Raw genomic sequence first — 24,015 nt, 5'->3', positions numbered from 1 at the left:
TTTTATCCCAATACAGGTGTGTATGACAAAAAACATCAACACTGTAGTTAATTCTCATTTATGTAATGGATGTGGTACGTGTTACTCAGCATGTCCTAAATCAGCAATATCCATTCATAAAGATCTCCAATTAGGAATTCTTATCGCTAATATTGACGGAAATAAATGTATAAACTGCGGGCTGTGTCTGGACGTTTGTCATTCAAATGATATTCTTTCAGGGCATAAATATCCAAATAACTCCATCATAGGAGCATATAATGGGATCTATTCGGGTTATTCGTTAGACAATACTCTGAGATACCGTGCATCATCAGGAGGTATTGTAAGTTCTCTCTTGCGATATCTGAAAACAAACAAGATTATTGATGGTTTTGTATTGATCAAACCAAGCGACAAATCCCCATTTGATAATTATCCGTTTTTATCTCATGATGTTGACGATATCCTCCGATATGCAGGAACAAGGTATTTTCCTATCCCTGTAAATATGATCTTGAAAGAACTGTCCAAGATGAGCGGCAGATATGTTATTATTGGAACACCATGTCAGATCTCTGCTCTCCGTAAATATGAAGAACAAAACAGATCCATCAGCGAGAAAATACTCTTAAGAATCAGTTTTTTCTGTGGGGGAGTCCCGAACCTGAATGCATACAAGTATTATCTGAAGATGCACGGAATCGACGAGCATAAAGTGAGGTCAATTTACAGAGGGATGGGATGGCCTGGAAATAATGTTTTTGAACTCAATAACCAAGAAACCATCCACATCTCAAGAAGACCTGAGAAATTTTTCGCACAAATTTATCATACCCTGGCATTTTTCCCGGTATTTGCTCAGAAGAGGTGTCTCATCTGTAATGATCGTTTTGGAGCTGCGTCAGACATTTCAGTAGGTGATGCTTGGATCAAACAATATGAATCAGATAAAACAGGAGTTTCTCTGATAATATCTAGAAGTCCTGTTGCAAAAGATATATTATCTCAAATGCAACAAGAAAAGGAATTGCTTCTTCAGGAATCCAATGAAAAAGAGTTAATTTACTCACAAAGAATATTTTCAGATTATTTTAATAATTATCCTACAACATGCAGATTTTTGCTCGGAAAAGACTATATCAATCGCCATTTTGACCCTGATAAATATAAAATGAATCTATTCTGGGAAATGAAACTCTTCCTCATAACAACAGGGATGAGACTCTCACAGATCAAGATCTTGTGGCCATGTTTATTCCTTTACGGTGTGATCTTCCGCTATGGATATCAGTGGTTATGCCTTGCAGAACGACTGAAAATAAAGATCCATAGATCATTCTCCCTATAATTTGAAAATATCTTGGTTGATCAACCTTCTAGGAAATAAAAAAATTACTTCTATACTCTCAAAGGCTTCCAATATATAGTATGATATTAAAACACTACTTGAAATGAAAAACTTTCCATTTTCCGTGCACAGGAGTTACAATAAAGGGGATTTCATGGATCAACTTTTTTCCCACAATATAACCCGTGCCTTGATCTGACTCACCAAGATGTTTCGATCAAAATTTTCTGCTTTTCTCGGCACGAGATTACTGATTTATCTCTCCTTCTTCGGATCATGCCAATATCAAATACCCTTCTAAACAGATGCCAACTACCTTCTAGAAGAATAAAATAGCGACCTGTGACTACTACAATATAGACTATCAGTTGCTATACACTCGATTCTGCCTACAAGAACAACAGGGAACATATATTCATAATATTAATATACCGGACTGTAGATTACTTCATGATGATCTCTGAGCCTTCATCATCTTTGATCCTCAATGCACCTAATGAAGGATTATTTCTGGATGCAGGATGCGGAGAATGTTATTATACCAATATACTCATGAGCAAATCGAGAAGAATAATCTCATTGGACATCCAAAACCCCCATAATCTTCAATCAAATGTAAATTATTCATTTATATTGAGCTCAGTAGAATACATCCCATTTAAAGAGAACTCATTTGACTTCATATGTTGTTTATCAACCATACAATTAATCAAAGACGATAAAACTGTCATCAAAGAAATTTCTCGGATATTAAAACCGGGAGGAACATTTTACTTTACAGTTCCAACTCGCAGATCACCTTTCAGGATAATTAGAGATCTTGAAATTCGTTTTGGTACATATAAATATTCACAGTTCAATTTCACGCACTATCACTACTATAGTAAGAAAGACATTGAAAATTTAATCCAAGACTTCTTCTATATTGAAAGCATTTCAGGATATAAATTCAACTTTACTCGTCGTTTACTTAATTTTATCCTGGATCTATTAAAGATAAGAAAAAATATAGAAACTCTCTATCATTCTATGTTTGCAATCAAAAAGAGCGATCACTCCCCCCATATTTGGAATAATTACATCAAAGGCTACTCTGAGCATAAATATCAAGAGAAAAAAAAGAATATTAAACGAATGAATTCACCATACCGGCCAATCTATGGTCTCGCATATCACTATATCATAACTGCCATAAAAAAGTAATTCATAGTACAATCAAAGATCAACAATCTTCGATCGAACCTCTAAGATGGAAAAATAGGCGCAGGCAGGCAAAATTATACGGTTCAACCGACATTATCGCCGTTAAAAGAGGGATCAAGGTTTCTTTCCACAATCTATTGATCTGAGATGGAGGTTTATCATGTTTTTACTCTTTTGTTAAACATGCGATTGCCTTGAGGTTCATAAAGTAATTGACAACATACATCAGAGCCATCGTAATGCTATAAAGCACCAGAGAAAGGAGTGGTGAATATCCCCACATTGCGCACAAGAGGAATACACCTCCAGTGAGGATAGTTCTGGAAATATCAAAGAGCAAAACCCAGTTATTACGACCACAATAATGTAAGATCGAAGGTGGAGAGAATATTAATTGAGCGATTACCATCCCAGATAACGCAATACAATATAATCCAGCCTCATCCCATACAGTGCCAAAAATTAACGGGAAGAAAAATGGAGCCAGAACTGCAATGAGTGAAATTGTAGGTAAAGAGATAAAAGCAAGTTTACGTGTTACTGCGTGGTAATACTTCTTGACTTTTGCCGGATCTCTATGAATAAATTGCGCAACTTCTCCCAGATAAACCTGAGATGCTGCCGAAGAAATTAAGGAAGCAGGCAGAACCAGAACACTGTTCGCAAGAGTATATAGACCAACAGTTTCAGGACCATAGAGCCTGATGAGCATGAGCACCGGCATCTGAAATGCGAGTGTGTTAAACAAGACAGAAGGACAGGAATAAAGTGGGAATCTATAATATTGTTTTGCGATAGATACCATTGCTTTCCATGAGATACAGTTCAATTCCTGCCGGTTTTTAGCCAGAAACGACCTCAGAAAAGTGAGACCACCAGTAATCTGCCCTATAAATTCTCCCAATATCAGGCCTAAGGGAGCCATGTTAAAAATACCAAAGGCGATCTTCCCAGTAGATCCAAAAACACTTTTGTTAACTCGTGTTTTTGCAATATCCGAATATTTTTTGTCTCGAATTGCCCAGTAATTAAGAATATTATAAACCCCCCCTCCGAAAATGCTCAGTGAAATCACCCATAGGTATGGCGACAATAAAGAGAGGTCTGTTTCAGAAGCAAATACCCTCCCAATAAGACCAATCAATAGGATACTAATGACACTTATCCCAAAAGTCAATCCAAAACAAAGTGTCATTAGATTTATTGCTTTTTTATTCTCCTTTGGGAGTGGTATTGCCAACTCATATTTTAATGTAGCAAAAACTAAAAGCACAGAAACGACCATCGTATAGAGAGACAGAATACCAAAATCAGAGGGAGAATACAGCCGAGTAATTATTGGAGTGGCCAGTAGCATCACCAACTGCCCTAAAACTGAACCGCTCAATATGGAATAAAATCCCACATAGGTAGGATTTTCAATGAACCGCTCATGAAAGCGGCCCCAAATTATATAGATTTTAGAAATAATCTCATTAACAATCGCATCCAAAAGAGGAATGGAACGCTTCCTAAACATTACTCTACCACAAATTATGGGTTTAATAATTTCATGATCCCGTCTCCTCCCGTCATCCAGGCACCCTTCTCCCTGCAGTAGCGTAAGATCTTCTCATAGAACTTCATCCTGTCCCCAGTCAGGTAGGTGTTATGCCAGAGGAGAGTGATGACGCCATGGCAGCGTTCCACCGTATCGATGAGATGCCTGACGATGTCCCAGGACTGCATGGAACCAAGGCGCATGTAACTGTCAAGGGTGCAGTCCATGACGGTGAGTGGGATCTCGACGATCCCGATCTCCTGGTGTTTTCTACCATGATAGGGCCTGAAAGGATAGCACATTCCGTTCCTGAACCCGACACAATCGGCATAGCCAAATGTCGTATCATAAAGGAACCCTGCCTGGTCCAGGAGTTCCCAGGTCTCAGGTACCCTGAACCTGAGAAAATGGTTTCGGTATCCGGCGACCGGTCGGCCCAGCACCCTCTCCATCCTCGCCTTCTCGTCTTTCAACTTCTGTAGGTCTGCATAGGCCTGATGCCCGCCATGGAGGCCCACCTCCCATCCATAGTCTGCGATCGTCCCGATCTCGCAGGCCAGATCCTCCACCTGATAGGAATGGTCCTGGTCGCCGTCCTGGAGGGCGAGAAAGAAGAAAGTCGACGTAGCATCATACTCCTCCTCAAGAGCGATGACCTCCTCGAAGTTGCAGAGAGGATATTTCGGGCTCCTCAGGTTCCTGACACCTTGCATCAGACCAGCCCTGTTTCCATATGCCAGGGCAAGGAGGAGATCGAACCCTTTTTTCGGGTACGACTGATAGACGACATCGATGTCATGGGTGAGGCAGACCGCAAAGGGTTGGCCCTCAGGATATTCGGGATGATACCCCCGCTCAAAGAGGTACTGTGAAGCCCTGGGTTCGAAGACCTGCCGGTTATTGCTCATATAGTGGGGGAAACGATCATATCCATCCCTAAATGATGCATCATACTCCTCCTTACAGGTGAAGAGGTGCCACATCTCAGGATCCTGCTGGAGAATATTGTACATCTGCATCGCTCATCCCTCAAAGATCTTAGATTTGTTGCTATAAGTTCATGCCTGTTTTCTACATTTTTCTTGATACCACGACAACGAAATATGCATAGACGGCACATTTGCCAGATGGACCGATCCTATCACATTGATAGAGAGGTACAGATCTGAAAAAAATTTGAATGAAGTTGCAACTCAACGATGCCCAGGTTGCCAGCAGAAAATATTTGTCCACAAAAATGAATAATTAAATGAAAAAACAAAATCAGGTATGAACACAGGAATATAAGATACCAACAACAAAGATTATGACTACCAGCGTAATTGTCCTAGATATACATCCCACAGAAGATAGCAGAGTTAACAGACATATTAAGTTCCTTTTAAAAAATGGGTACCTTGTTTACCGCATCCATATCAATAGATTTTATCCAAATCTTCAAGAAGGTCCATTTTCAAATCACGGAGAGAAAGGATACAGGATAAATCTTTTTGATACACAAAATTCAAGAAAAAACTCAGTATTATACAACATCCATACATTCACACCGATAATCCAGAAAAAAGTTAAAAAAAGTCTCAAATTGGTAGGCTGGAAAGAAAGTAATCGATCTATAATTCACGTTCATGATCCATCTCTCCTGCTTGTTGCAAAAAAAATGACACAGATTTGCAAGAACACGACTATTGTCTATGACCGGCACGAAGTATATGAACATGGTAAAAAACATTTTGGAATTACTCACCCTCGCATTGAAAGGATATACGAAGTGATAACTACAAAAGCGGTGAAAGGTGTAGTCACTGTCTCGGAAAGTTACATATCATCTTGTAAGAACATTTTCCCACATGCAAATATTAAAGCAGTCCCTAATTTCCCAGAATCATCAGATTACAATATCCAAATCATCAATGAAAAAATAGAGTCATTTTCAGCAGATTCAGCCATCAATCTGGTATATTTTGGATCCCTTGACTACCATTATGACCGAGATATCGCACTCATTCTCAATATTTCGAACAAGATACTGGCCAATTATCCTAGAACAAATGTATTTATCGGTGGCAGGACAGGGGACCAGTCTCTTATCAACGATTTTGCACACCTCTCTAAACAATATCCAGGGAGATTTCACTTCACCGGATTCCTCCCAAGAGAAGAAGTGGTCCAAATAACAGAAAAAGCACATCTGGGTTTTTGTCTCCTCAAACCAGATACCTCTTATTGGGTGAAGATATCCCCAAATAAAGTATTTGAGTATCTGATGTGTGGAACAGTCCCCATCATTCGCGCAGATGTTGACTATGCCGATATATTCTCAAAATGTTCATTGATCTTCGACAGGTACACTCCAGATGATGAGATCATCTCCGTGGTGGGGTCTCTGATCCAGCAACCAGATAGAATTCTTAAAATGATGAAGGAGAGCCTGAACGTTAGAAATATGTTTCTATATGACACAGTCGCAACACAATATATTCAACTCTATCATGAGGTACAGACACCCTCAATCTCATCATCCTAATACAATGACCTCCATCTTTGTATCACATATATAAATCAATATAATGGCACGAAGATTCAATTGATTTATCTTTCATGCGTATTACTTCACAGAAAGAGTCTAATCATAGAAATAATCAGTGAATGCTGAATATGAGGTGATCCCGAAACTCGCCTGGCCCTAACAGGTGAGTGGAAGAATTTTCTGAAAGCACGGTGTCGTTCCAGAGATTATTGCCGCCCCTCCCTATCCTCGTCATGGGGGGTCTCCCCCCGGCAGGAGAGAGTGAGGGAACATGCTTTATTCTCTCTGTGGGCGGCACGTCGGATCACTCCCCTTCCTCCGTCAATCGCGCCGGGGACGCCGACTCCAGAACCCTGTGATGCCGGTTAAAGTGGAGGAGAAAGAGGAATGGCCAGGAAGAGTCTCGATCCCGATGATGGATCAAGACCTGGATACTTTTGGGATATACTCTATGATTATACATATATTCAAAAAAGACCATATTGCCAACTTATCTTTATCATGATTACAGATCAAGAAGAGTATATATCCCATATAGTTGTCTGCAGATATTTTCCCATGAAAAATGCTCAGTAAACACACGTAAATTTACACTATCCCACTGTCTATCCGAAGCAATCAAAATTCTCTCTGCAAGATCCCTGGAATTAGCAATGTCCATCAATAAACCATAATCCTCAGAAACCATGATCTCTTCACTCCCTCCATTCCTCGTCGCCACGACAGGTTTTCCACAAGCCATAGCCTCTACCTGCACAATCCCAAAACTTTCCCTCAAACTCGGCAGCACAAACACATCGCACGCATTCATCCATATTGGGATCTCCTCATGCGGCTTCCCCCCCACAAGGTGAACATGCTCCTCCAGTCCCAAACTTTTAATCTGCCCCTCCAGTTTCCCTTTCAGCGGCCCGGATCCAACGATAACACAGAGCACATCCTCTCGCTCCTTCATCACCTCAGCCATCGCCTCGACAAGATACTTGTGGCCCTTCACTTCGACAAGGTTGCCGACGGTGAGCAAGATCTTTCTGTCCAGAGGGAGGCCGAGCGTCCGCCTGCACTCTCCCTGGTCGCGCGGATAGAAGAGGTCTGACCTGAAGCCGTTCGGGATGACATGAACGGGTTTCATGACCCCGAGTCTCCTGATGCACACCTCATTACTCTGGCTGACAGTGATGATCGCATCGGCGGCTTCGAGTGTCCAGACGATCCGATCTCTCCATGCTTGATCCCTGAATGGAAGGTCATAGATATCGTACCCGTGGGCTGTCACCACGAGAGGGACATCATACTTCTCCTTCAGTAACGCCCCGGCATATCCATTCGGCCACAGGAAGTGCGCATGGATGAGGTCGCACTTGATCTGTTCCTTTTGTATCAGATCGTCAACTGTCCTGAACAAGCGGTCCCCCAGTGACTTTTTCATCTGTTCAAGGGGGAGATAGGGAAGACTGCAGGGATAGACAGAGATATTCCCAGGCAGTTCAGATCGATCCAGTATCGAACACAACCGGAACGGTTTCAGACGATTTAGAGGGAGATAGTTCGAGACCTCGGCAAGAGTGTTGTGACGGACACAGACATCCACCTGCTCAAATTTCGGTGCGATACACTCGATCTGATCTTTTACAAAGGTGAGATAGTGGTCCGAAAGCACCATCAGAGAACCTTTCTTGCCACCCATTTCCCGCCCTCCAGAATCAAAGAAAGGAATTCTCCCTTCCGCATATGTCCAATGACCTGGCTGGAGCAGATATCCCGCGTGCTGGCATATCTTGCACAGAGTGTTTCATTTAGAACCCAGGAATCATCCTCATAGGCTACCTTCACGCTTCCGATCTCACGATAAAGGTGAGCGTCACTTCCCATGAGGCCCTTTTTCCCGAGTCTTGATGCCAGTTCCAGAGCCTGAGCATTTTGTTCTGGCGTACTTCGAGCATTCCATACCTCAACCAGATCAACAGCCTCCGCAAGATCCTGAATCGAATGATGACTTCGATAGGGATGGGGCAGGACTACAATCCCACCCTGTCCTTTGATCTCGTCAATCACGTCCTTCCACGCGCGAGATCTGATCTCCTCCTCTATACTGAGCCCGATGATATCCCCAGCATCAGACTTAACTTCCGAGCCGACAATAACCTGGATCCCAGACCTCTCCTGATATTTTCTACCTTCCAGTCCACCCTGAATGGAATTATGATCGGTGATCGCCACCACATCCAGCCCCACTTCCCTTGCGACGGCGAGGATTTTCTCCGGACGCATGAAAGAGTCATGAGAGTATCTAGAGTGGATATGAAAGTCAGCGACGAACCTGTCCATGAGCCCTCCAGAAACGACCCTGAGCCACCCTAAGGATAAACTCAGCACCAGCCATCCCAATCTCCACGACGTTTGGCACGATGTCGGTCAGTTCAACATCTGTATTCGTGCTGCCGTCGAAAAATTCCCGCACAATCTGTGGTATCGCGCGGGGATTCGTCATCCCATGGAATAGTTCTCCAGGAAAGAGCCACCGAAACCTCGTGCCGACCTTATACTCAAAAACAGGTTCTACATCTCCTTCCAGTGCTATCCTGCATGCAAGATGGGGAAAATTCACACCAGAGGCAATGGAAAGGTCAAGCGACCCCCAGAACTTCGGATTGATCTCCATCAGCACGTACTCCCCGCTCTGTGCGTCCTTTTTGAACTCGACCATGGCGACGCCATGCCACCGGAGTTCATTCAGCATTGCCATACCACACCGCTTCAGTTCAGGATCGAAGACGCTCTCCGCACAGGTGCTTGGTCCGCCGGTGACCGGGTACTCACGGATCCGCCGGTGCATAAAGATTGCCCGCGGCTCTCCGTGATTATAGAGGGCAAAGAACCCGTAGCCATCGCCAGAGATATACTCCTGCACGATCGGTAGATACTCTGATATCGACGAAAACCGGGAGATCAGTTCCTCTGGCGTGTTTGCATAGCCGACATATCCTGCCTCCTCGGCGCCTTTCACAACAACAGGATATCGCAGTTCTTCCGCAATTTCCCTGACTTCCTGAATATTGTGGGGATAATAGGTCTTAGGAACACGAACGCCGACTTTTTCCGCAATTTTAATGGTCTCATCCTTATGACCGGCAAGGTCAAGGGCGACGGGATCGGCTATCGGGAGGTGTACAAAGTGCTCCAGTTCATCCCTGATCCCGGAGAGGTGCATGACCGCGGCATAACTGACAGGGAGAAGAACATCATAGTGATCCTGTTTAACAATATCAAGGATCCTCTGGGCATATGATGCGTCTTTTTTCGGATCCGGGGCATGATACCGATACGTACAGTATCGAGAACAGAAAGAGACACTGCAGGGGATATGCGACACGACACCAACCTCCACCCCCCACTTACCAAGAGAACGGACAGCAGCAAGGGTATGTTTGTAATTCCCATCAGTCAGCAGTACCTTCATGCACTTTCACCAGAATATCCAAAGATGAACACCGCAGATCACTATATTGCGCTCCCTCAATATAATCACCGTTTATTTTACCAAGATCCGCTCCATTGGTGTGGATCCGTATCCTCATTGGAGGAAGAGATGAATCCAGTCCGATACCAGGTACGCGGATTCTGATACCATCAGGTACGTGTTCGGTGTGGATAACAGCATCTGAACGAGCATTAAACCACTGTACCGCCTCCTTTTCTGGTGCCACCCACGCCCCGTCCACGATCGCCTTCCCCACCAGGACACGATAAAACTCGCCCCACCTCTTCGGTGCCGCCATACTCACATGGTGCCAGAGGAGGGTGACGACACCCCCATACTGCTTCGCATACGTCAGCACCTCCTCGCACCGGCGCATCCCCTCCTCCTCAGAGAGACAGAGGCATGCCCCACGGCCTCCGTCATCAGACGAGTTCCAGGTCTTCCCCCCAAAGAGGCCGCCATCCTGAATGATCAAGGGCACCTCCAGCAGGCGCTCGCACCCCTGCGGTCGGTAAGGCTGCATCGTCCCGGCCTTGAAGCCCACGTCGTCGTTGTACCCGAACGTCGAGTCATAGACATATCCCGCCTCATCGAGTTTCTTCCAGGAATCTTCATCAAAGAGCAGCCAGTGAACGCGCGTTCCCACCGTAGCACCAGTGAGGTCTGAAACCTTTTGCAACTCTTCCCGCGCCGCACTGGCGTCCCGCCAGTTGTCGAGGCCGTGCACCCCGACCTCCCAGCCGCCGTCAGTCAACCTCTTGATCAACTCAGCGTCGAGGTCATAGTACCCAGCCCGGATCGCGGGCGCACCCTCCCCTGCCTTCCCCTTCTCAGGCAGGAAGAACCATGTCGAGCGCACGCCGAGATCCTCCTCTAGCCGCATCCACTCCTCAAAGCAATTCCATGGATCTTTTCCGATCCCGCACTTCGCACCGAGGATCCGCACAGCGTCCCTCACCATGCCTTTCCGCAGGCACTGGTACACCGCATACCCGACCGAGACCCAGCGCCGTTCCCGCACCGAGGTGATGTCCACGTCATGGGTGAGGGCAACAGTGTACGAGTAGCCCCACGGCACCGGGGGGATTTCCACGAGGAGGGTGTGCTCCTTCAGGACCTGGCGCAGTTCGTCGATGAGGATCTCGACCATTGGCTCATGGCAGTGAGGGAGACCTTCGCTCAAGATCCGCGCAATCTCGGCAAAATAGTCCTTCTCAGAGAGGTCGACAAGATAGGCACCGGCTGTCTCAACCTCTCCTCTGCGGGCGATAACCACGTCATAGGTATGCGCGGGGTCGTACCACTCCCATGGGATCTTGAAGAGTCGAAATGTTTCTTCAACTGGAGAGAGATCGGGATAATAAACACCTATCATTCATTGCCTCTATTCTAGAATTCCGGCGTATGCTGTATTTTGACCACACAACATTACTATGCATAATCATGTCACAGGTTACAAACCATCATTTCATCTGGACTATACAAAAATAATTTGCACCCAACCCAGATGTCAGCCTAGACACACATCGATCTAAATTTAATAATCGCTGAGTACAGGATTTACCAAGCATTAATTCAATTTTATTGGAAAAAACCAGCGTAATTCCATTTGTCTGCCACGAAATTATCTGAGATTCATCATTCTTAAACAATTTTCGATAGAAAAAAAATGGGATCTTGTAATGCCAGTCAATCTCTGGAATTTTTCCCAGGATTCGAGGGATTAAACTCTTGATGAATCCTCCAGAGTAAAATAAAGAGATGCAATTGGGACCACTGAATAGAATTATTCCTCCAGGATTCAGGGACTGTTTTATTTTTTCTATGAAGATCTCACGAGATTCTGGCGGAATATGTTCGTATACCTCAAAGAAAAGAATAACATCGTACTTCTTGTCCACCGTCCATTTTAAAAAATCAGCCTTGTGATATGTTACATTAGGATGACGTATGACCAGATCGGAACGGAGGTACGGATCGACAGCATCAACCTGTGCCCCAAGATCCCCAAAGATTGCAGAATAGTATCCGCGATTACACCCAATATCCAGACAGTTTTGTATTGAGAAATTATTATTCTGCAGATATTTAATTGCATCTTGAACCATTACAATCCGCAGATAGTGGTAATATCGGGTCATAAAAGAATCAACATTATTTATATCATCCAGATATGATTTCCAAGATAAAGGAGAACGATTCATATTCGATCCCTTTTTTTATTAATATAGACCAATCACAACACTCCCATCTCACTCAACCGTGCCGGCAGATACTCCCGCGTCACAAAATCCAACCCCTGACTCGCAAACGCCTGCTGCTCCGCCTTCAACCCCATCTCAAGCTGCAGCCCGATCTGCTCCCGCCAGTACTCCGTCGCAAACCGCGGATCGGTCAGCTCCGCCTTCAACGCATTTACATCCTGGTCGGAGAGATGATCCGCAGGCAGGTCATAGTCCCGGATATCCGAGGGCTGCACCCCTAAAAACTGCGCCTGTGGCGTCGCCAGCAATTCCGACATATGCGCCGCCTTGATCGAGCCGTACGCCACCGAGGCATAGATGCGGTACGACCAGGGGTCGCCGTCGGTGAAGACGATCACCGGGAGCTTGAACTCCTCGTGGAGGCGCTTGAGGAGCCGACGGGTGGAGCGCGCCGGCTGGCCCTTGAGGTGGACGAGGGCCGCGCCGTACTCTTCGTCAAACCCGTTCTCGATGAGGCGCGCATACATACCGCCGGTCTCCAGAGCGATGACGAAGTTTGCGTCATGGTCCACGAACTCCAGGGCGTCGACATTGTTCGGGATCTGGTACCCGGTCTCGCCGACGTCGTCCTGGCAGTGCAGCTCGCGCATCCCCCGGCGGGTCTGCTCGCGCACCCGAATCGGCCCGAAGATCGAGGCGCCATTCTCCTCGGGACGGAGGTGGTAGACCTCGCGCTGGATATCGGTGAGGATCTCCAGATCCTCGACGAGTTTGTTGGACTCGTCCTGCGCCGCGAACTTCGCTTGCTTCCAGCCTTCAGAGATGTAGTACATCTCCCTCAGGGTCGAGGAACGGTTCTCTGCAAGCTGCTGTTTCAGGAACCCGACGACATATGCCATCTTCAGGAGGTGGACCGCCCCCCTCGCTGTCTGGGCCGACCTGACACTCTCCCGATCGCCGTACTTCCAGACCCCGCTCCCATCATCGTACTCGATATTCTGCTTGGTCCTGGTCGGGAGGGCGATCGAGGGGATCTGCCCCTCGTTGAGTTGCCCATACCACCGCTCTGCGATCGCATAGAGCCGCTCTGCAGCCTTCTGTTCTGTCTCCACCTGACCTCTCATCGCCACATCACCGACCTTTCGTACTCTCACTGTTTGCGTCCCGGTACGGATTAATCCACCCATCGGGCATGGAGGAGGGCATGTCCGTCGACCTCCTCCCACTCGGTGACGTACCTCGACCTGATGGAGCCAAGCAGCTCCTCAGGGTCCGCCCCGGTCTGCTTCTCGGGGTGGTAGGCCAGTTCGATCCGGCGTATTCCCTCCAGTTCTTCGGGCCTGATGGACCACTCCGCCCCTTCGCAGTGGCACTTCAGGATGTCGCACCCGCCGCAGACCTCCTTGAGTTGACCAAGCGTCATCGTCGGAACCTGTCGGACCTCGTCCCGCCAGGCAATCTCCTGCTCGGTCCCGTCGCCGAGGGCCGCCTCGATCACCGTGACATCGGCACCGTTGAGGGCGATGTTCCGGCGCAGTTCTTCGGTGGTCATCGGTTCGACCGCATAGACATGCGCCGAGTGCCGGGCGGCCGGGATACAGAACCCCCCAACATTGGCCCCTATGTCGATGACGATATCGTCCTTTCTGATCTCAGAGAGGCGGTACCGCACCGCCGCATCGCTGACCGTCTGGATCTCAGGGGAGAGCGCATACACAGTACCTTCATGGGTCGAGATCGTCCTGAATACCCGAAAGTCCACCGGAACTCGGTGCTCGTCCTTGAACCTCCGGTTTATCCATGCCTGGGGGTCTCTGGTCTTGATCAGGTCCTTGATCAGGAAGACGATATCCATCGTCTCATGGGACGAGCGTGGAGGGTATAAAAATATGGGTCTGAAGAATCAGGGAGATGCCGGCTCCGGAGAGATCATCTGGAGTGACCGGTATAAAGGGGGCTTGCCGCCCTCCGGCGTCAGGATAGGGGACTGCAATTGTCTCTTCAAGATCTCTCGTCTGCCTTCCCTCCCAATTGCAATCCCGGGAGTCGGGGGGCAACGCCCCCGGTGCGAGCGTATGGGAAGGCACGTCGATCAGTCTGAATCTACACAGCCAAAAATAGAGAGACAGGCCCTACACAAACGGCAGGACCACTTTTTTCCTGTCGTCCACACCCTTGAGGTCGACGAACCCGCCGCCCCTCCCGGCATACGCCGCCTGCCACCGCTCGCCTGCCGGCAGGGTGCAGTTCCAGACGCGGGTGTACTCCCCGTCGGCCCCGCTCGCAAACGACGGCGCCGGGACGGCGTCCTCGCCGGCGTCGGGGGAGAGGTCGTAGATCGTGAGGTCGACCGCCTGATCGGTATGGTTCCTCACCTCGATGACGACACGGCCGTCGTGGACCTGTTTCCTTGCGACGACCTTGCGCATGATCCGCCCTTCCAGGGCCGAGATGTCGGGGACCGGTTTGTCCACGATCTCCGCGACCTTCTCGGCGATCGCTGGCATCACCGCGCAAACCGCCCGCGCCCGGTCCTGGCGCTGCCGGTTCTTCTCCCGGCGGGCAAGCCAGGCCTTCAGTTCTCGTCCCAGTTCCTGGAGGACCAGGGTGACCTCACGCTCGATCTCGGGGATCGAGGCGACGGCGTCCTTGCTCTCCGAGGTGAAGGGGACATTGGTGGAGGCCACATGCACGAGGATGAGCACCGGACCGGTCGGGATGCCCGACTGGGAGAGGTTATAGTTCTTCCAGTTCACCCCGGCCACCGCCCCGGTGATCGCGCACGCCCCCTGCTGATAGATGAGGGGAACGCGGTTCGCGAAACGCATCAATTGCGCCGATCCCTCGGCCTCAAGTCTGCCCCCATACCCGATCGCCGCCTCGACCACAAAGGGGTGACCGGAGAAGACCGCAGCCGGTCTGGTGCGGGCCCTGACAAAGTCGAGCTGAAACTCCTTTTCAAGCCCTTTCGCGATGAGTTCCTCCCCGATGGGGGAGAGACAGATGCTCGTCGGTGGCGGGGGGACATGAACCGTCTGCATCGCGGTATGAAGGGCCTTCAACTCCGCGGCGCCGAGGGTGCCCACCGGGGTTCCCGGCGCGAGCCCGGCCGCCTCTGCGATGGCGACCGCCGTCTTCTGCCCGACCTTGGAGAAGGAGTCGACCAGAAACTCGACCAGCGGCCGGTCGGGATCGGCCGCCGCCATCCGCTTGAGAGTGCCGAGTTCAGTGCCGTGCGGATGAGGTTTGATCGACTGCGGCGGCCGGATCGGTTCGGCGGAGACCCGCTCAAAGGTCTCGGCCTCGCCGTCGATCTCCACCCGGATCCGCGCGTGCGGATTGACGACCGAGGTGTATTTGAGATATTCGAGGAGGCGTTTTCTGGCCGCCAGGGTGGACGTGAACTCAAGTTCGATCCTGGTCCCATGGGTCCGATCCCAGACGACCTCCTCGTGGGTGAGCACCTGGGGCTCGTTTGTCTCGGTCCTGATCATCAGGGAGAAGCGGTGGGCCGGAACCTTCGCCGAGGTCCGGGAGGTCACGACCGCCGGCATCCCGGTGGTGAGTTGAGCATACAGCACCGCGGCCGAGATCCCGATCCCTTGCTGCCCCCGGCTCTGCCTGATCTGGTGGAAGCGCGAGCCGTACAGGAGTTTGCCAAAGACGTTGGGGACATTTTCCGGGACGATCCCCGGACCGTTGTCCTCGACCGCCACCCGGTAGGCACTCTGGCTGCTCTTTTTGATGCTCACATAGATGTCAGGGAGAACCTCGGCCTCTTCGCAGGCGTCGAGGGCATTGTCCACCGCCTCCTTGATGGTGGTGATGATCCCGCGGGTCGGGGAGTCGAAGCCCAGCAGGTGCTTGTTCTTCTCGAAGAACTCAGCGACCGAGATGCTGCGCTGTTGCCTGGCCAGGTCTTCAGCGATCACCAACGGCCTTCACCCCGGCAACAGCCTCTGAGAGGCTCATCTCCCGCTGCTCACCGGTGTGCAGGTCCTTGAGAGTGACGGTCCCTGCCTCGGACTCGCGCTGGCCGATGATACAGGCGAAGTCGGCGGTCTTCGCCGCATGGGAGAGTTGCGCCCCGATCCCGCGGTCGAGCAGGTTCAGTTCGGCGGTGACTCCGGCCGCACGGAGGGCGCGGGCGGTCCTGAAGGCCACGGCCAGGAGCCCAGGCTGGGAGAGGACGGCGACCAGGGGCGGGCGCGGCATCGGGGTCTCACCGAGGGAGACCATCACCCGGTCGAACCCGATGGCAAACCCGCAGCTGGCGGCATCGTCCCCGCCGAAGAGTTTGGCCAGGCGGTAGTTGCCGCCGCCGACGACCTGACTCTCGGCGCCGAGGTTGGGAGCAAAGCCCTCGAAGACCATGCCGGTATAATAGTCCAGGCCCCTGACGATCCCGAAGTTGAGAGTGTATTCGGTCTCAGAGCCGTCGAGGATGGAGAAGATCTCCTCGATCCGCGTCTTCTCCGGGATCTCGCCGCAGATCTCGAAGGCCTCCTCAGGCGCCCGGCAGGAGACCAGGCCGGTGAGGGCGTCCTCCAGTTCGTCCTGGCCGCAGGTCTGGAGACAGCCTGCAAGTCCTTCGAAGTCGCGCTTATCCAGGAGACCCATCACCTGCCGCTGGAGGCCGGGCTCGATCCCTGAGAGGAGATGCTTCATCGGGGCGAGGAACCCGACCTTGAGGTCATATTCCAGGCCCACCGACCTGAGGAGGTCGTCGGCCACCATGACCACCTCGGCATCGGCCGACGCCGAGTCGGCCCCGATCAGTTCCACGCCGAACTGCCAGAACTGGCGGTACCGCCCCTTCTGCGGCCGTTCGTACCGGAAACAGTCGGCCACGTAGAACCACCTGAGGGGCTTGGGGAGAGAACGCCCCTCGTTGACGTACATCCGCGCCACCGAGGCGGTCACCTCGGGGCGGAGAGTCATCTGTCGGTTGCCCTTGTCCTCGAAGGTGTACATCTCTTTCTTGATGTTCTCGCCCGAGCGTATGGTGAAGAGTTCCACATCTTCGAAGGTCGGGGTGCAGACCTCGCCATATCCCCACCTGGCGACGGCCTCGCGCATCTTCGCTTCCGCGGCCCGCCGGCGCGCCATCTCGTCGGGCAGAAAATCCCTGGTACCACGTGGTTTCTGAAGCATCAATACGTCTCCTCTGTATGTATTTCGGCCAGGGCCTTATCTTACCTGCGTCCGGTGGTGCCAAGGAAACGATCCACGGCGTTCTCGCCGCCCTTCCAGACTTTTTCCCGCTCCTGGCGCCCCTGCAGATACAGGGCGAGCAGGACTGCACCCAGGGCGAGGAACTCGAGATCCTCAGAGGTGTACGCCATCAGAAACCCGAAGAGCGAGAGGGCCGAGTAGAGGACGCCCCGGTACGCCGCCTGCCGGTATCCGGGGAGGGCAGTGCGCCAGAAGATCCTGGCGTCCCGCAGCCAGAGAAAGAAGGTAGCGGCTGCCCCGAAGCCGGCCACATAGAGGAGATAGGTCATTGCCGAGAGGTGGTCTGCGCACGGGTTTATGCCTGTCGACAGAGGGAGCATGATATACGGGAACGGGTCTATCTAATGTACGAGGGGAATATGTCGTCAGACAGGGACCTGAGGGAGGTGCTCGATGCCTATGCCGCCGGGGAACTCTCCCTCGACGATACCATAGAGAAAATATCCGGGCTCAGAATAGCGAAGATCGGAGAACTTGCTCGGATCGATCTGGGACGCGAGATGCGGTGCGGGATCCCGGAGGTCGTCCTTGCCGAGGGGAAGGAGACCGACGACCTCGTCGAGATCATGCTCCGCCACACCGAGGCGGCGGGGCGCTGTCTGGCGACGCGGGTGAGTGCGGCACAGGCTGCGGCGGTGGAAGTGGCCGCGGGGAAGGCAGGGCTCTTGTCCCGCCACGAGGAGCGGGCAAAGATCATTGTCCTCTCAAAGGGGGGTGCACCCGAGAAGCACAAGGGGGTCGTCGCCGTGCTTACCGCAGGGACGGCCGACATCAGGGTCGCCGAGGAAGCGCGGGTCATCGCCGAGGAGATGGGCTGCACGGTGAAGACGGCCTACGACGTCGGGGCGGCGGGCGTCCACCGCCTCTTCCCGGCCCTCCAGGATCTGGCCGGGGCGCATGTCTATGTGGTGGCCGCCGGACGGGAAGGAACCCTGCCCGCGGTCGTCGCGGGGCTCGTGGACAGACCGGTGATCGGCGTCCCGGTCTCGACCGGATACGGCTACATGGGCGGTGGCGAGGCGGCGCTTGCCAGCATGCTCCAGTCCTGCTCGGTGCTGACCGTCGTGAATATCGATGCCGGATTTGTGGCCGGGGCGCATGCCGCACAGATCGCGACCCTGGCGGGACGTGCATGACCCGCGGGTTTTACATCGGGCGGTTCCAGCCCTACCACAACGGCCACCACACGGTGATCGAGCAGATCGCGCCAGAGGTGGACGAGATCGTGATCGGGGTCGGGAGCGCCCAGTTCTCCCACGAGATCGAGAACCCGTTCACCGCGGGCGAGCGGGTGATGATGATCTCAGCGGCCATGGAGGAGATCGGGATCCCCTTCTATGCCATCCCGATTGAAGACCTGCGCAGGAACGCCCTCTGGGTCTCGCATGTCTACTCGATGACCCCGTACTTCGACGTGGTCTACTCCAACAACCCCCTGGTCATCCGTCTCTTCTCGGAGATGGGGATGAAGGTGCGGACGATGCCGATGGTCATGCGTAAGACCCTCTCCGGAACTGAGATCCGCCGCCGCATGATCGCCGGGGAGGACTGGCGGAACCTCGTGCCCGAGGCGGTCGCCGGGGTGATCGATCAGATCCATGGAGTGGAGCGGATGAAGCAGATCGCCTCCTCAGATGTGATCTGATCCCCCTCAAACCCTATATACCCCGCCACCGATAGATCGGTGATGTTCAGGTTTCTCAGGGGTCTTTTCGGAAAGAACGAGGAGGAAATCCTTACCCTTCGCGTCGGCGATGTCGATGAGTGGCTGGAGAGGCGCGAGGGGGAACTGGAGGAGCGACTGGAGGCAAAAACCGGGGAGACCCGGGCAACGGTCGCCGCCTCCCTCCAGGACTTCAAGGGTGTCCTCGCATTGTTGGGCGACGCAGAGGGGCGGGATGATATCCCGTCGCGGTTGAAGACCGTCACCGAGCGTTCGCTCCCTTCTTTTCTCTCTGCAATGGAGCAGCAGATCGCCAGGCCCCTCCCCGAGGATCCGGATGGCTTCTACGCCGCCGCAGCCGACCTGATCACCGGGATCCTCAAGATCCAGCGCGGGCAGGGCCGGTACCTGGCCGGGGCCTTCCCCGAGGAGATGAAGGAGTTCAGGCAGGTCACCAGCACCATCGGCAATGCTGTCAACGATCTCACTGCCGTGGTCAAGGAGGTGCAGGACACCCAGAAGCAGATCGACGCCGCACGCGATGCTCTCGGCATTTTTGAGGCGGCGCAGACTGATATCGCCCGGGCCGGCGAGCGTGCGGCAGACCTGGAGACGAAGATCGCGGCGGATGAGCAGATGATGCAGGAGAAGACTGCGACCCTTCAGAACCTCAAAGATGGGGACAATTACCTGGAGGCCGCCAGATTCGAGGACGCGGCGGAAGAGAGTCTCGACCGGAGACAGGAGGCCGAGCGCGCGGTGCAGAATCTGGGAGCACAGGCCACCCGGGTCATCAGGAAGGCGGAACGAGTCGCAGCCAGGGCAGGCGGGAAAGAGGAGGGAAAGGTACTGAAAGCATGTATCAAGGTTCTCGACAACCCGGTGCCCGCAGGCGCCGGAGAAGTCGCGGCCGCCCTCCCCCCGGCGGTCAAGATCGTCAGGGGCCAGATCGAAAGCGGAGACCTGGCCCTCAAGAGCAAGGAGGACCGGGCCCTCTTCTCCGAGGAAGGAAAGATCGAGGGTGCCTTCACCGACGCCTTCGCCCACCTCGATGAGATGAAAAAGGAAGAGGAGAAGGCGCTGGCACGGGCGCGTGCATGCACGGCTCTCAGCGAGGCGACCGATCTTGAAAATGAGATCGAGAATCTGAAGGCCGGGGTGGCGGCCGACCGGGCCGCCAGAGTGGAGGCGGCAGAGCAGGTGGCCGCTGAGACGGAAAGCATCCCCGAGCGGGCGCACCGACTCAGAGACGCCCTGGTATCGGTTGCAGGCGTTCCGGTGGCCCTGGAAGGGGAGGGATTCACCATCGCTGCAGAAACCAGAACCTGAAAAAATCGGTGACCGCAAACTCCGGGTGCGCCCCGCAGCAGGCCCCGACCCTGAGGATGGACGGTGCGTCCAGGGCGACCGTGGCACCTCCGAGCGGAAGACCGGGAATGGGCTTGAGTATCAACGGGTGGGGTACAATCTCCTCCCCTCTTTTCTGGCAGCAGAGAGGTGTGTGCTGATGCCCGCAACAGAGATGGGAGAGCCCCCGGCGTTCGAGTTCGGCGAAGGCCATGCCTGGAGTGTAGTGATACCCGGCACAAGAGGGGCCGGCCCGCGCAGAGAGGCGCTGCCAGAAGGGACGGTCGGTGAGGGCGTCGCCGGCGCGGAGCGGGCCGCCATGCACAAAGAGGGTGGCGTCGAGCACCGCTTCCTCGGGAAGGTTCCTGACCACCTCCAGGAGGAGCGAGCCCTCGAGAGCGCGGTGGGCGGCCAGACTCGCGGCGTCGCTCCCGCTCACCGGGATCCCATGAAGGAAGGCGTGGTCGTGGTTGCCGACGACCGAGAGGAGCGGCATCTCCTGCCCGAACTGTTGCACGGCCGCGAGGGTCTCCACCGGGGCGTACCCCCTGCCCAGGAGATCGCCGAGATTGACCGCCCGGTCGATTTCCCCGAAATATGCATGAAATGCCGGGTCCTTCAGGAGAGCATGCACGCTCAGGAGGGCCGGGGCGTCGGCATGGACATCAGAGAAGATGAGCGTCGCCACACCATAATCTCACCACAACCTCCAATAAATGTGCACCCCCATCTCTCTCTATAGATCATGAAATCGCAGGATATGAACAAGTGGCTGTGGGCGCTCGTCCCGGTGGTGGCATTCGGGGGGGTGCTTGTCGCGGTGGTGGCGCTCCTCGTCTCAGGGGAATCGATAATGAATGTCTACCATCCGTACTGGGCGATAGGGAAATGGGCGTGCGTGGCGGCTTCCGTCATCCTCGCCTACGTCGCCTACCAGAAGAAGAGAAAAGACCTCGTCTCTCTTCTGGCGCCGCTGTACGCGGTGCTCATCCTCCTCACCGGCGACTTCTCGGGCGGGCCGATCATGCAGGTGGTCTATGCCGCGACGATCACCATCCTCGCCGTGCGACTTGAGAAAAGATTTGAGTGAAGGCAGAGAGGTAGAGGCATGGGACGCGCAGACACCTATCTCGAGGCATATATCGAACGGCTCAGGCCGGCGTTCGAGGCTCTGGACGATGAGACGGCGCACGCCGTCACCTCGGCCCTCCTCAGGTTCAAGTTCGGACTCTACGGGAACGCAGCCGCAAAGGCGGCAGTTGCCCTCGCGCGCCTGGAGGGCGAGGAGGCACCAGGGGCCCTGAGGACTGCCCTGCAAGTTCTGCAGCAGCGGGCAGACGATCTCAAGGCTTCGGTCCCGGTCTCGACCAAACTTCCCCCCTTCTCCGAGGAAGAACGTCCGTTCCTGGCGATGGATCTCCCGGCCGGGGAGGTCGAGGACAAGGCCACCTTCACCCTGGACAACGCCCTCCTCCTCCTGTATGCGGTGGGCGCGATCGCCTCCCCTGACGACGAGCAAGCGCTCGACGAACACCGGGGCTTCACCATCCAGATCCTCACCTCATACCGGAAACAACTGCGTTTATGAGTCCCTGACCGGATGTGAGATTCTCAGGGGTGAACGGGAGTGGAGGCCCCACACCCGGAATAATGACTGAATGAACCTAAAAACGGCTCTGTAGAATTGAGCATGAACCCCGGGTTCAAGCATACGTGATGAAAATTTCTCGTTGCAGTTCTCTGGAGTACGGAGGGATACTTGATTCCTCTCCTCGCAACCGGGCACCTGAAGGATACTGTTCAATTGCCGCCCCTCGGCCATCTTCATACGTGGGGGGTCCGGGGGGCAACGCCCCCCGGTGCGAGACGGTGGTGAAGATTCTGCGGTCGGGGCGGCACGCCTTCCCATATCTTCACGCCGGGGGCGCTGCCCCCGGACACCCGGGATGAAGATAGGGCTGGGAAGGCAAAATCAACGACCATGAAGAGGGAGTTGCCGTCCCCGGATCTATCCTGTCGCGGGGGGGTCGGGAGGCGGCCAGCCCCCCGGAGAGATAACCATCCAGAGGATTCCACACAGCTCTAAAAACCCCAATATAAGTCCGATTATCCCACCCAATCGCGCCGCATTCCGGGCAGACTCCCGGCCCATATACCGGCGCTCCAGGAGTTTAGGCCCTATGACACATCTCTCGGGGTCATATCGGTCATCCTGAGCCGAGCAGAGCGCCTGCTTCTTTCCACATTTCAAGAAATATCGACATTCTAGAGAGATATAAAAATAAGCCCGATCTGGCCGCAGAACCGGGGGGCAGAGCCCTGAACCGGGGCCAGATTGACCAGATCTATGCCGGGGTCAGGGGCAGGTCATCTCATCACATCCGACAAGAGATGTATGAGCCTCTCACCCCTCCTCACCTGAACGCTCTTTCCTGACGCACACTGCGATGATGATGAAGAGTATGCCGATGATCGGGAGTCCGATGACCCCATACAGCCAGAGGAAGCCGATGAGGGGGAGGATAGACTCGCCTGCAAGCATGGACGGCCCGATCAGGAGGAGGATCAGGAGAGCAAAGAGACTCACCACTCCTGCGATCACTGAGGCAGTCCTGACCGCCGCCGTCCTTTCCGGAAGAGAGAGGAAGAACAGCGAAGAAGATGGAGCAAGGAGAAGGAATGAAACCATCCAGACAGCCGGGAGGAGGCCCGGAGCCCCGATGAGACGACTGAACCCCAGGGGCACCGAGAGGAAACTGGCGGCGACGATCAGCCCGATCACGAGAAGGAGAGGGAGACCGAGGTACCGCCGTCTGCCCTCGACACAGTTGAGAGCGAGCATAGTCCCGGCAAGAGAGACGCTCCCGAGGAGAAGGGGGAGGACTACCCCAAGCACAGCGGAAGATACAGGGGTGACCGCCATGAGGGCAGAGATAACCCAGGGGTAGAAGAAAAGGGAGGACGTGCAGGTGAGGGCCACGGCGAACAACTTTTGTTCATTCATTGCGTATCAGGGTTCTTTCATTCTGATCTCTCTCAGTATCCGGGAGATCTAATCGCATCATTCCTCTGCAAGGTAATGATCCATACCTCCAGATGATGGAGATACCTGTTCAGCACCCGAAGGATGTTCCAGAGTTCCCGGGGGGATCGTTTCCATCTCCAAACCATGCAATATCTTTTCATTCCATATATGGTTCGTGATATCATCGTCGGACACTCAGCCACTGGAAAATCTACTTTAATTATGAACATATCCCAAAAGTATCCGGGATGAATCATTCGCCTGGTGGCGAGTCTGGCCTCAAATGTCAGACCTTTCGAGACCCCTGATCACGCTCCTCAAGACGAGGCAATGGACAGGAACACAAACCATCGCCGCCCCCCGCCTATCCTCATTCGGGGGGATCCGGGGGTCGCCCCCCGGCACGAGAAAAGGACAAAAATTTCTTCGTTTTTCTGTGGGGCGGCACGTCGGATCGATG

22 protein-coding genes are annotated in these 24,015 nt (G+C 53.1%); 8 read left to right on the top strand and 14 right to left on the bottom strand.

Going from position 1 to position 24,015, the window contains the following annotated elements:
* The first annotated feature begins 22 nt into the window (after nucleotides 1-22).
* On the top strand, nucleotides 23-1,330 hold the full coding sequence (locus tag RJ40_RS10765) for a Coenzyme F420 hydrogenase/dehydrogenase, beta subunit C-terminal domain (protein WP_265580853.1): 1,308 nt from the start codon (nucleotides 23-25) through the stop codon (nucleotides 1,328-1,330).
* Nucleotides 1,331-1,780: 450 nt separating this feature from the next.
* Complete coding sequence (locus RJ40_RS10760) at nucleotides 1,781-2,533, top strand: class I SAM-dependent methyltransferase (RefSeq protein ID WP_265580852.1); 753 nt, start codon at nucleotides 1,781-1,783, stop codon at nucleotides 2,531-2,533.
* 166 nt (nucleotides 2,534-2,699) lie between these two features.
* Here RJ40_RS10760 and RJ40_RS10755 read toward each other — a convergent pair whose 3' ends face one another.
* Nucleotides 2,700-4,052, bottom strand: coding sequence for an oligosaccharide flippase family protein (locus tag RJ40_RS10755; protein WP_265580851.1), 1,353 nt, complete (start codon nucleotides 4,050-4,052; stop codon nucleotides 2,700-2,702).
* A gap of 14 nt (nucleotides 4,053-4,066) precedes the next feature.
* Nucleotides 4,067-5,086, bottom strand: a complete 1,020-nt coding sequence (locus RJ40_RS10750) for a polysaccharide deacetylase family protein (protein ID WP_265580850.1) — start codon at nucleotides 5,084-5,086, stop codon at nucleotides 4,067-4,069.
* 293 nt (nucleotides 5,087-5,379) lie between these two features.
* On the opposite strand from RJ40_RS10750, the gene RJ40_RS10745 reads away from it, so the two are divergent.
* Nucleotides 5,380-6,597 carry a glycosyltransferase family protein gene (locus tag RJ40_RS10745; RefSeq protein WP_265580849.1) on the top strand — a complete coding sequence of 406 codons (1,218 nt, stop codon included), beginning with the start codon at nucleotides 5,380-5,382 and terminating at the stop codon, nucleotides 6,595-6,597.
* Nucleotides 6,598-7,105: 508 nt separating this feature from the next.
* Here the strand turns inward: RJ40_RS10745 and RJ40_RS10740 are convergent.
* The 10 genes from RJ40_RS10740 to RJ40_RS10695 form a co-directional block, all read right to left on the bottom strand.
* Complete coding sequence (locus RJ40_RS10740) at nucleotides 7,106-8,287, bottom strand: glycosyltransferase family 4 protein (protein WP_265580848.1); 1,182 nt, start codon at nucleotides 8,285-8,287, stop codon at nucleotides 7,106-7,108.
* The gene (locus tag RJ40_RS10735) at nucleotides 8,263-8,928 is read right to left on the bottom strand and encodes a PHP domain-containing protein (RefSeq protein ID WP_265580847.1); all 666 of its coding nucleotides are present in this window, start codon (nucleotides 8,926-8,928) and stop codon (nucleotides 8,263-8,265) included. Before RJ40_RS10735 ends, RJ40_RS10740 begins: the two co-directional genes overlap by 25 nt.
* The gene (locus tag RJ40_RS10730; protein ID WP_265580846.1) at nucleotides 8,909-10,060 is read right to left on the bottom strand and encodes a carboxylate--amine ligase; all 1,152 of its coding nucleotides are present in this window, start codon (nucleotides 10,058-10,060) and stop codon (nucleotides 8,909-8,911) included. The genes RJ40_RS10735 and RJ40_RS10730 overlap by 20 nt, the downstream gene beginning before the upstream one ends.
* Nucleotides 10,041-11,456 carry a polysaccharide deacetylase family protein gene (locus RJ40_RS10725; protein WP_265580844.1) on the bottom strand — a complete coding sequence of 472 codons (1,416 nt, stop codon included), beginning with the start codon at nucleotides 11,454-11,456 and terminating at the stop codon, nucleotides 10,041-10,043. The genes RJ40_RS10730 and RJ40_RS10725 overlap by 20 nt, the downstream gene beginning before the upstream one ends.
* An 88-nt stretch (nucleotides 11,457-11,544) precedes the next feature.
* Nucleotides 11,545-12,189 (bottom strand): class I SAM-dependent methyltransferase, encoded by a 645-nt coding sequence (locus RJ40_RS10720; protein ID WP_265580843.1) that lies wholly within the window; start codon nucleotides 12,187-12,189, stop codon nucleotides 11,545-11,547.
* 128 nt (nucleotides 12,190-12,317) lie between these two features.
* Entirely contained in the window at nucleotides 12,318-13,397 is a 1,080-nt protein-coding gene (locus RJ40_RS10715) for a DNA topoisomerase IV subunit A (RefSeq protein ID WP_394357384.1), read from the bottom strand.
* A gap of 62 nt (nucleotides 13,398-13,459) precedes the next feature.
* Nucleotides 13,460-14,140, bottom strand: coding sequence for an FkbM family methyltransferase (locus RJ40_RS10710; protein ID WP_265580841.1), 681 nt, complete (start codon nucleotides 14,138-14,140; stop codon nucleotides 13,460-13,462).
* A gap of 277 nt (nucleotides 14,141-14,417) precedes the next feature.
* A complete protein-coding gene (locus RJ40_RS10705; protein WP_265580840.1) occupies nucleotides 14,418-16,220 on the bottom strand; it encodes a DNA topoisomerase VI subunit B in 1,803 nt (600 codons plus the stop codon).
* Nucleotides 16,207-17,439, bottom strand: a complete 1,233-nt coding sequence (gene hisS, locus RJ40_RS10700; RefSeq protein WP_265580839.1) for a histidine--tRNA ligase — start codon at nucleotides 17,437-17,439, stop codon at nucleotides 16,207-16,209. Before hisS ends, RJ40_RS10705 begins: the two co-directional genes overlap by 14 nt.
* A gap of 41 nt (nucleotides 17,440-17,480) precedes the next feature.
* On the bottom strand, nucleotides 17,481-17,789 hold the full coding sequence (locus RJ40_RS10695; protein ID WP_265580838.1) for an ABC transporter permease: 309 nt from the start codon (nucleotides 17,787-17,789) through the stop codon (nucleotides 17,481-17,483).
* A 90-nt stretch (nucleotides 17,790-17,879) separates the two neighbouring features.
* Here RJ40_RS10695 and larB point away from each other — a divergent pair, with 90 nt between their 5' ends.
* The 3 genes from larB to RJ40_RS10680 are packed head-to-tail and all read left to right on the top strand — an operon-like array spanning nucleotide 17,880 to nucleotide 20,512.
* Nucleotides 17,880-18,656, top strand: a complete 777-nt coding sequence (gene larB, locus RJ40_RS10690) for a nickel pincer cofactor biosynthesis protein LarB (protein ID WP_265580837.1) — start codon at nucleotides 17,880-17,882, stop codon at nucleotides 18,654-18,656.
* Nucleotides 18,653-19,165: a nicotinamide-nucleotide adenylyltransferase gene (locus RJ40_RS10685; protein WP_265580836.1), complete on the top strand. Its 513-nt coding sequence runs from the start codon at nucleotides 18,653-18,655 to the stop codon at nucleotides 19,163-19,165. The genes larB and RJ40_RS10685 overlap by 4 nt, the downstream gene beginning before the upstream one ends.
* 42 nt (nucleotides 19,166-19,207) lie before the next feature.
* Nucleotides 19,208-20,512 carry a coiled-coil domain-containing protein gene (locus tag RJ40_RS10680; RefSeq protein WP_265580835.1) on the top strand — a complete coding sequence of 435 codons (1,305 nt, stop codon included), beginning with the start codon at nucleotides 19,208-19,210 and terminating at the stop codon, nucleotides 20,510-20,512.
* Here RJ40_RS10680 and RJ40_RS10675 read toward each other — a convergent pair.
* Complete coding sequence (locus tag RJ40_RS10675) at nucleotides 20,484-21,218, bottom strand: metallophosphoesterase family protein (protein ID WP_265580834.1); 735 nt, start codon at nucleotides 21,216-21,218, stop codon at nucleotides 20,484-20,486. The genes RJ40_RS10680 and RJ40_RS10675 overlap by 29 nt on opposite strands.
* Nucleotides 21,219-21,275: 57 nt before the next feature.
* Between RJ40_RS10675 and RJ40_RS10670 the strand changes: the two genes are divergently transcribed.
* Together RJ40_RS10670 and RJ40_RS10665 are read left to right on the top strand one after the other, a co-directional pair.
* Complete coding sequence (locus RJ40_RS10670; RefSeq protein WP_265580833.1) at nucleotides 21,276-21,620, top strand: hypothetical protein; 345 nt, start codon at nucleotides 21,276-21,278, stop codon at nucleotides 21,618-21,620.
* An 18-nt stretch (nucleotides 21,621-21,638) separates the two neighbouring features.
* Nucleotides 21,639-22,118, top strand: coding sequence for a hypothetical protein (locus tag RJ40_RS10665; RefSeq protein WP_265580832.1), 480 nt, complete (start codon nucleotides 21,639-21,641; stop codon nucleotides 22,116-22,118).
* Nucleotides 22,119-22,934: 816 nt separating this feature from the next.
* Here RJ40_RS10665 and RJ40_RS10660 read toward each other — a convergent pair.
* Nucleotides 22,935-23,534, bottom strand: coding sequence for a hypothetical protein (locus RJ40_RS10660; protein WP_265580831.1), 600 nt, complete (start codon nucleotides 23,532-23,534; stop codon nucleotides 22,935-22,937).
* Between the last annotated feature and the right edge of the window lie 481 nt (nucleotides 23,535-24,015).

It is taken from the genome of Methanofollis aquaemaris (assembly GCF_017357525.1).
GTDB classification, from domain to species: Archaea; Halobacteriota; Methanomicrobia; order Methanomicrobiales; family Methanofollaceae; genus Methanofollis; species Methanofollis aquaemaris.
This window is presented reverse-complemented; position numbering and strand designations above follow the sequence as displayed.

Excerpts from the sequence above, each read along its gene's own strand:
- RJ40_RS10765 (WP_265580853.1), top strand. The coding sequence starts at position 23 with ATGACAAAAAACATCAACACTGTAGTTAATTCTCATTTATGTAATGGA.
- RJ40_RS10760 (WP_265580852.1), top strand. The coding sequence starts at position 1,781 with ATGATGATCTCTGAGCCTTCATCATCTTTGATCCTCAATGCACCTAAT.
- RJ40_RS10755 (WP_265580851.1), bottom strand. The coding sequence starts at position 4,052 with ATGTTTAGGAAGCGTTCCATTCCTCTTTTGGATGCGATTGTTAATGAG.
- RJ40_RS10750 (WP_265580850.1), bottom strand. The coding sequence starts at position 5,086 with ATGTACAATATTCTCCAGCAGGATCCTGAGATGTGGCACCTCTTCACC.
- RJ40_RS10745 (WP_265580849.1), top strand. The coding sequence starts at position 5,380 with ATGACTACCAGCGTAATTGTCCTAGATATACATCCCACAGAAGATAGC.
- RJ40_RS10740 (WP_265580848.1), bottom strand. The coding sequence starts at position 8,287 with ATGGGTGGCAAGAAAGGTTCTCTGATGGTGCTTTCGGACCACTATCTC.
- RJ40_RS10735 (WP_265580847.1), bottom strand. The coding sequence starts at position 8,928 with ATGGACAGGTTCGTCGCTGACTTTCATATCCACTCTAGATACTCTCAT.
- RJ40_RS10730 (WP_265580846.1), bottom strand. The coding sequence starts at position 10,060 with ATGAAGGTACTGCTGACTGATGGGAATTACAAACATACCCTTGCTGCT.
- RJ40_RS10725 (WP_265580844.1), bottom strand. The coding sequence starts at position 11,456 with ATGATAGGTGTTTATTATCCCGATCTCTCTCCAGTTGAAGAAACATTT.
- RJ40_RS10720 (WP_265580843.1), bottom strand. The coding sequence starts at position 12,189 with ATGGTTCAAGATGCAATTAAATATCTGCAGAATAATAATTTCTCAATA.
- RJ40_RS10710 (WP_265580841.1), bottom strand. The coding sequence starts at position 14,140 with ATGGATATCGTCTTCCTGATCAAGGACCTGATCAAGACCAGAGACCCC.
- hisS (WP_265580839.1), bottom strand. The coding sequence starts at position 17,439 with ATGCTTCAGAAACCACGTGGTACCAGGGATTTTCTGCCCGACGAGATG.
- RJ40_RS10695 (WP_265580838.1), bottom strand. The coding sequence starts at position 17,789 with ATGACCTATCTCCTCTATGTGGCCGGCTTCGGGGCAGCCGCTACCTTC.
- larB (WP_265580837.1), top strand. The coding sequence starts at position 17,880 with ATGTCGTCAGACAGGGACCTGAGGGAGGTGCTCGATGCCTATGCCGCC.
- RJ40_RS10685 (WP_265580836.1), top strand. The coding sequence starts at position 18,653 with ATGACCCGCGGGTTTTACATCGGGCGGTTCCAGCCCTACCACAACGGC.
- RJ40_RS10680 (WP_265580835.1), top strand. The coding sequence starts at position 19,208 with ATGTTCAGGTTTCTCAGGGGTCTTTTCGGAAAGAACGAGGAGGAAATC.
- RJ40_RS10670 (WP_265580833.1), top strand. The coding sequence starts at position 21,276 with ATGAAATCGCAGGATATGAACAAGTGGCTGTGGGCGCTCGTCCCGGTG.
- RJ40_RS10665 (WP_265580832.1), top strand. The coding sequence starts at position 21,639 with ATGGGACGCGCAGACACCTATCTCGAGGCATATATCGAACGGCTCAGG.
- RJ40_RS10660 (WP_265580831.1), bottom strand. The coding sequence starts at position 23,534 with ATGAATGAACAAAAGTTGTTCGCCGTGGCCCTCACCTGCACGTCCTCC.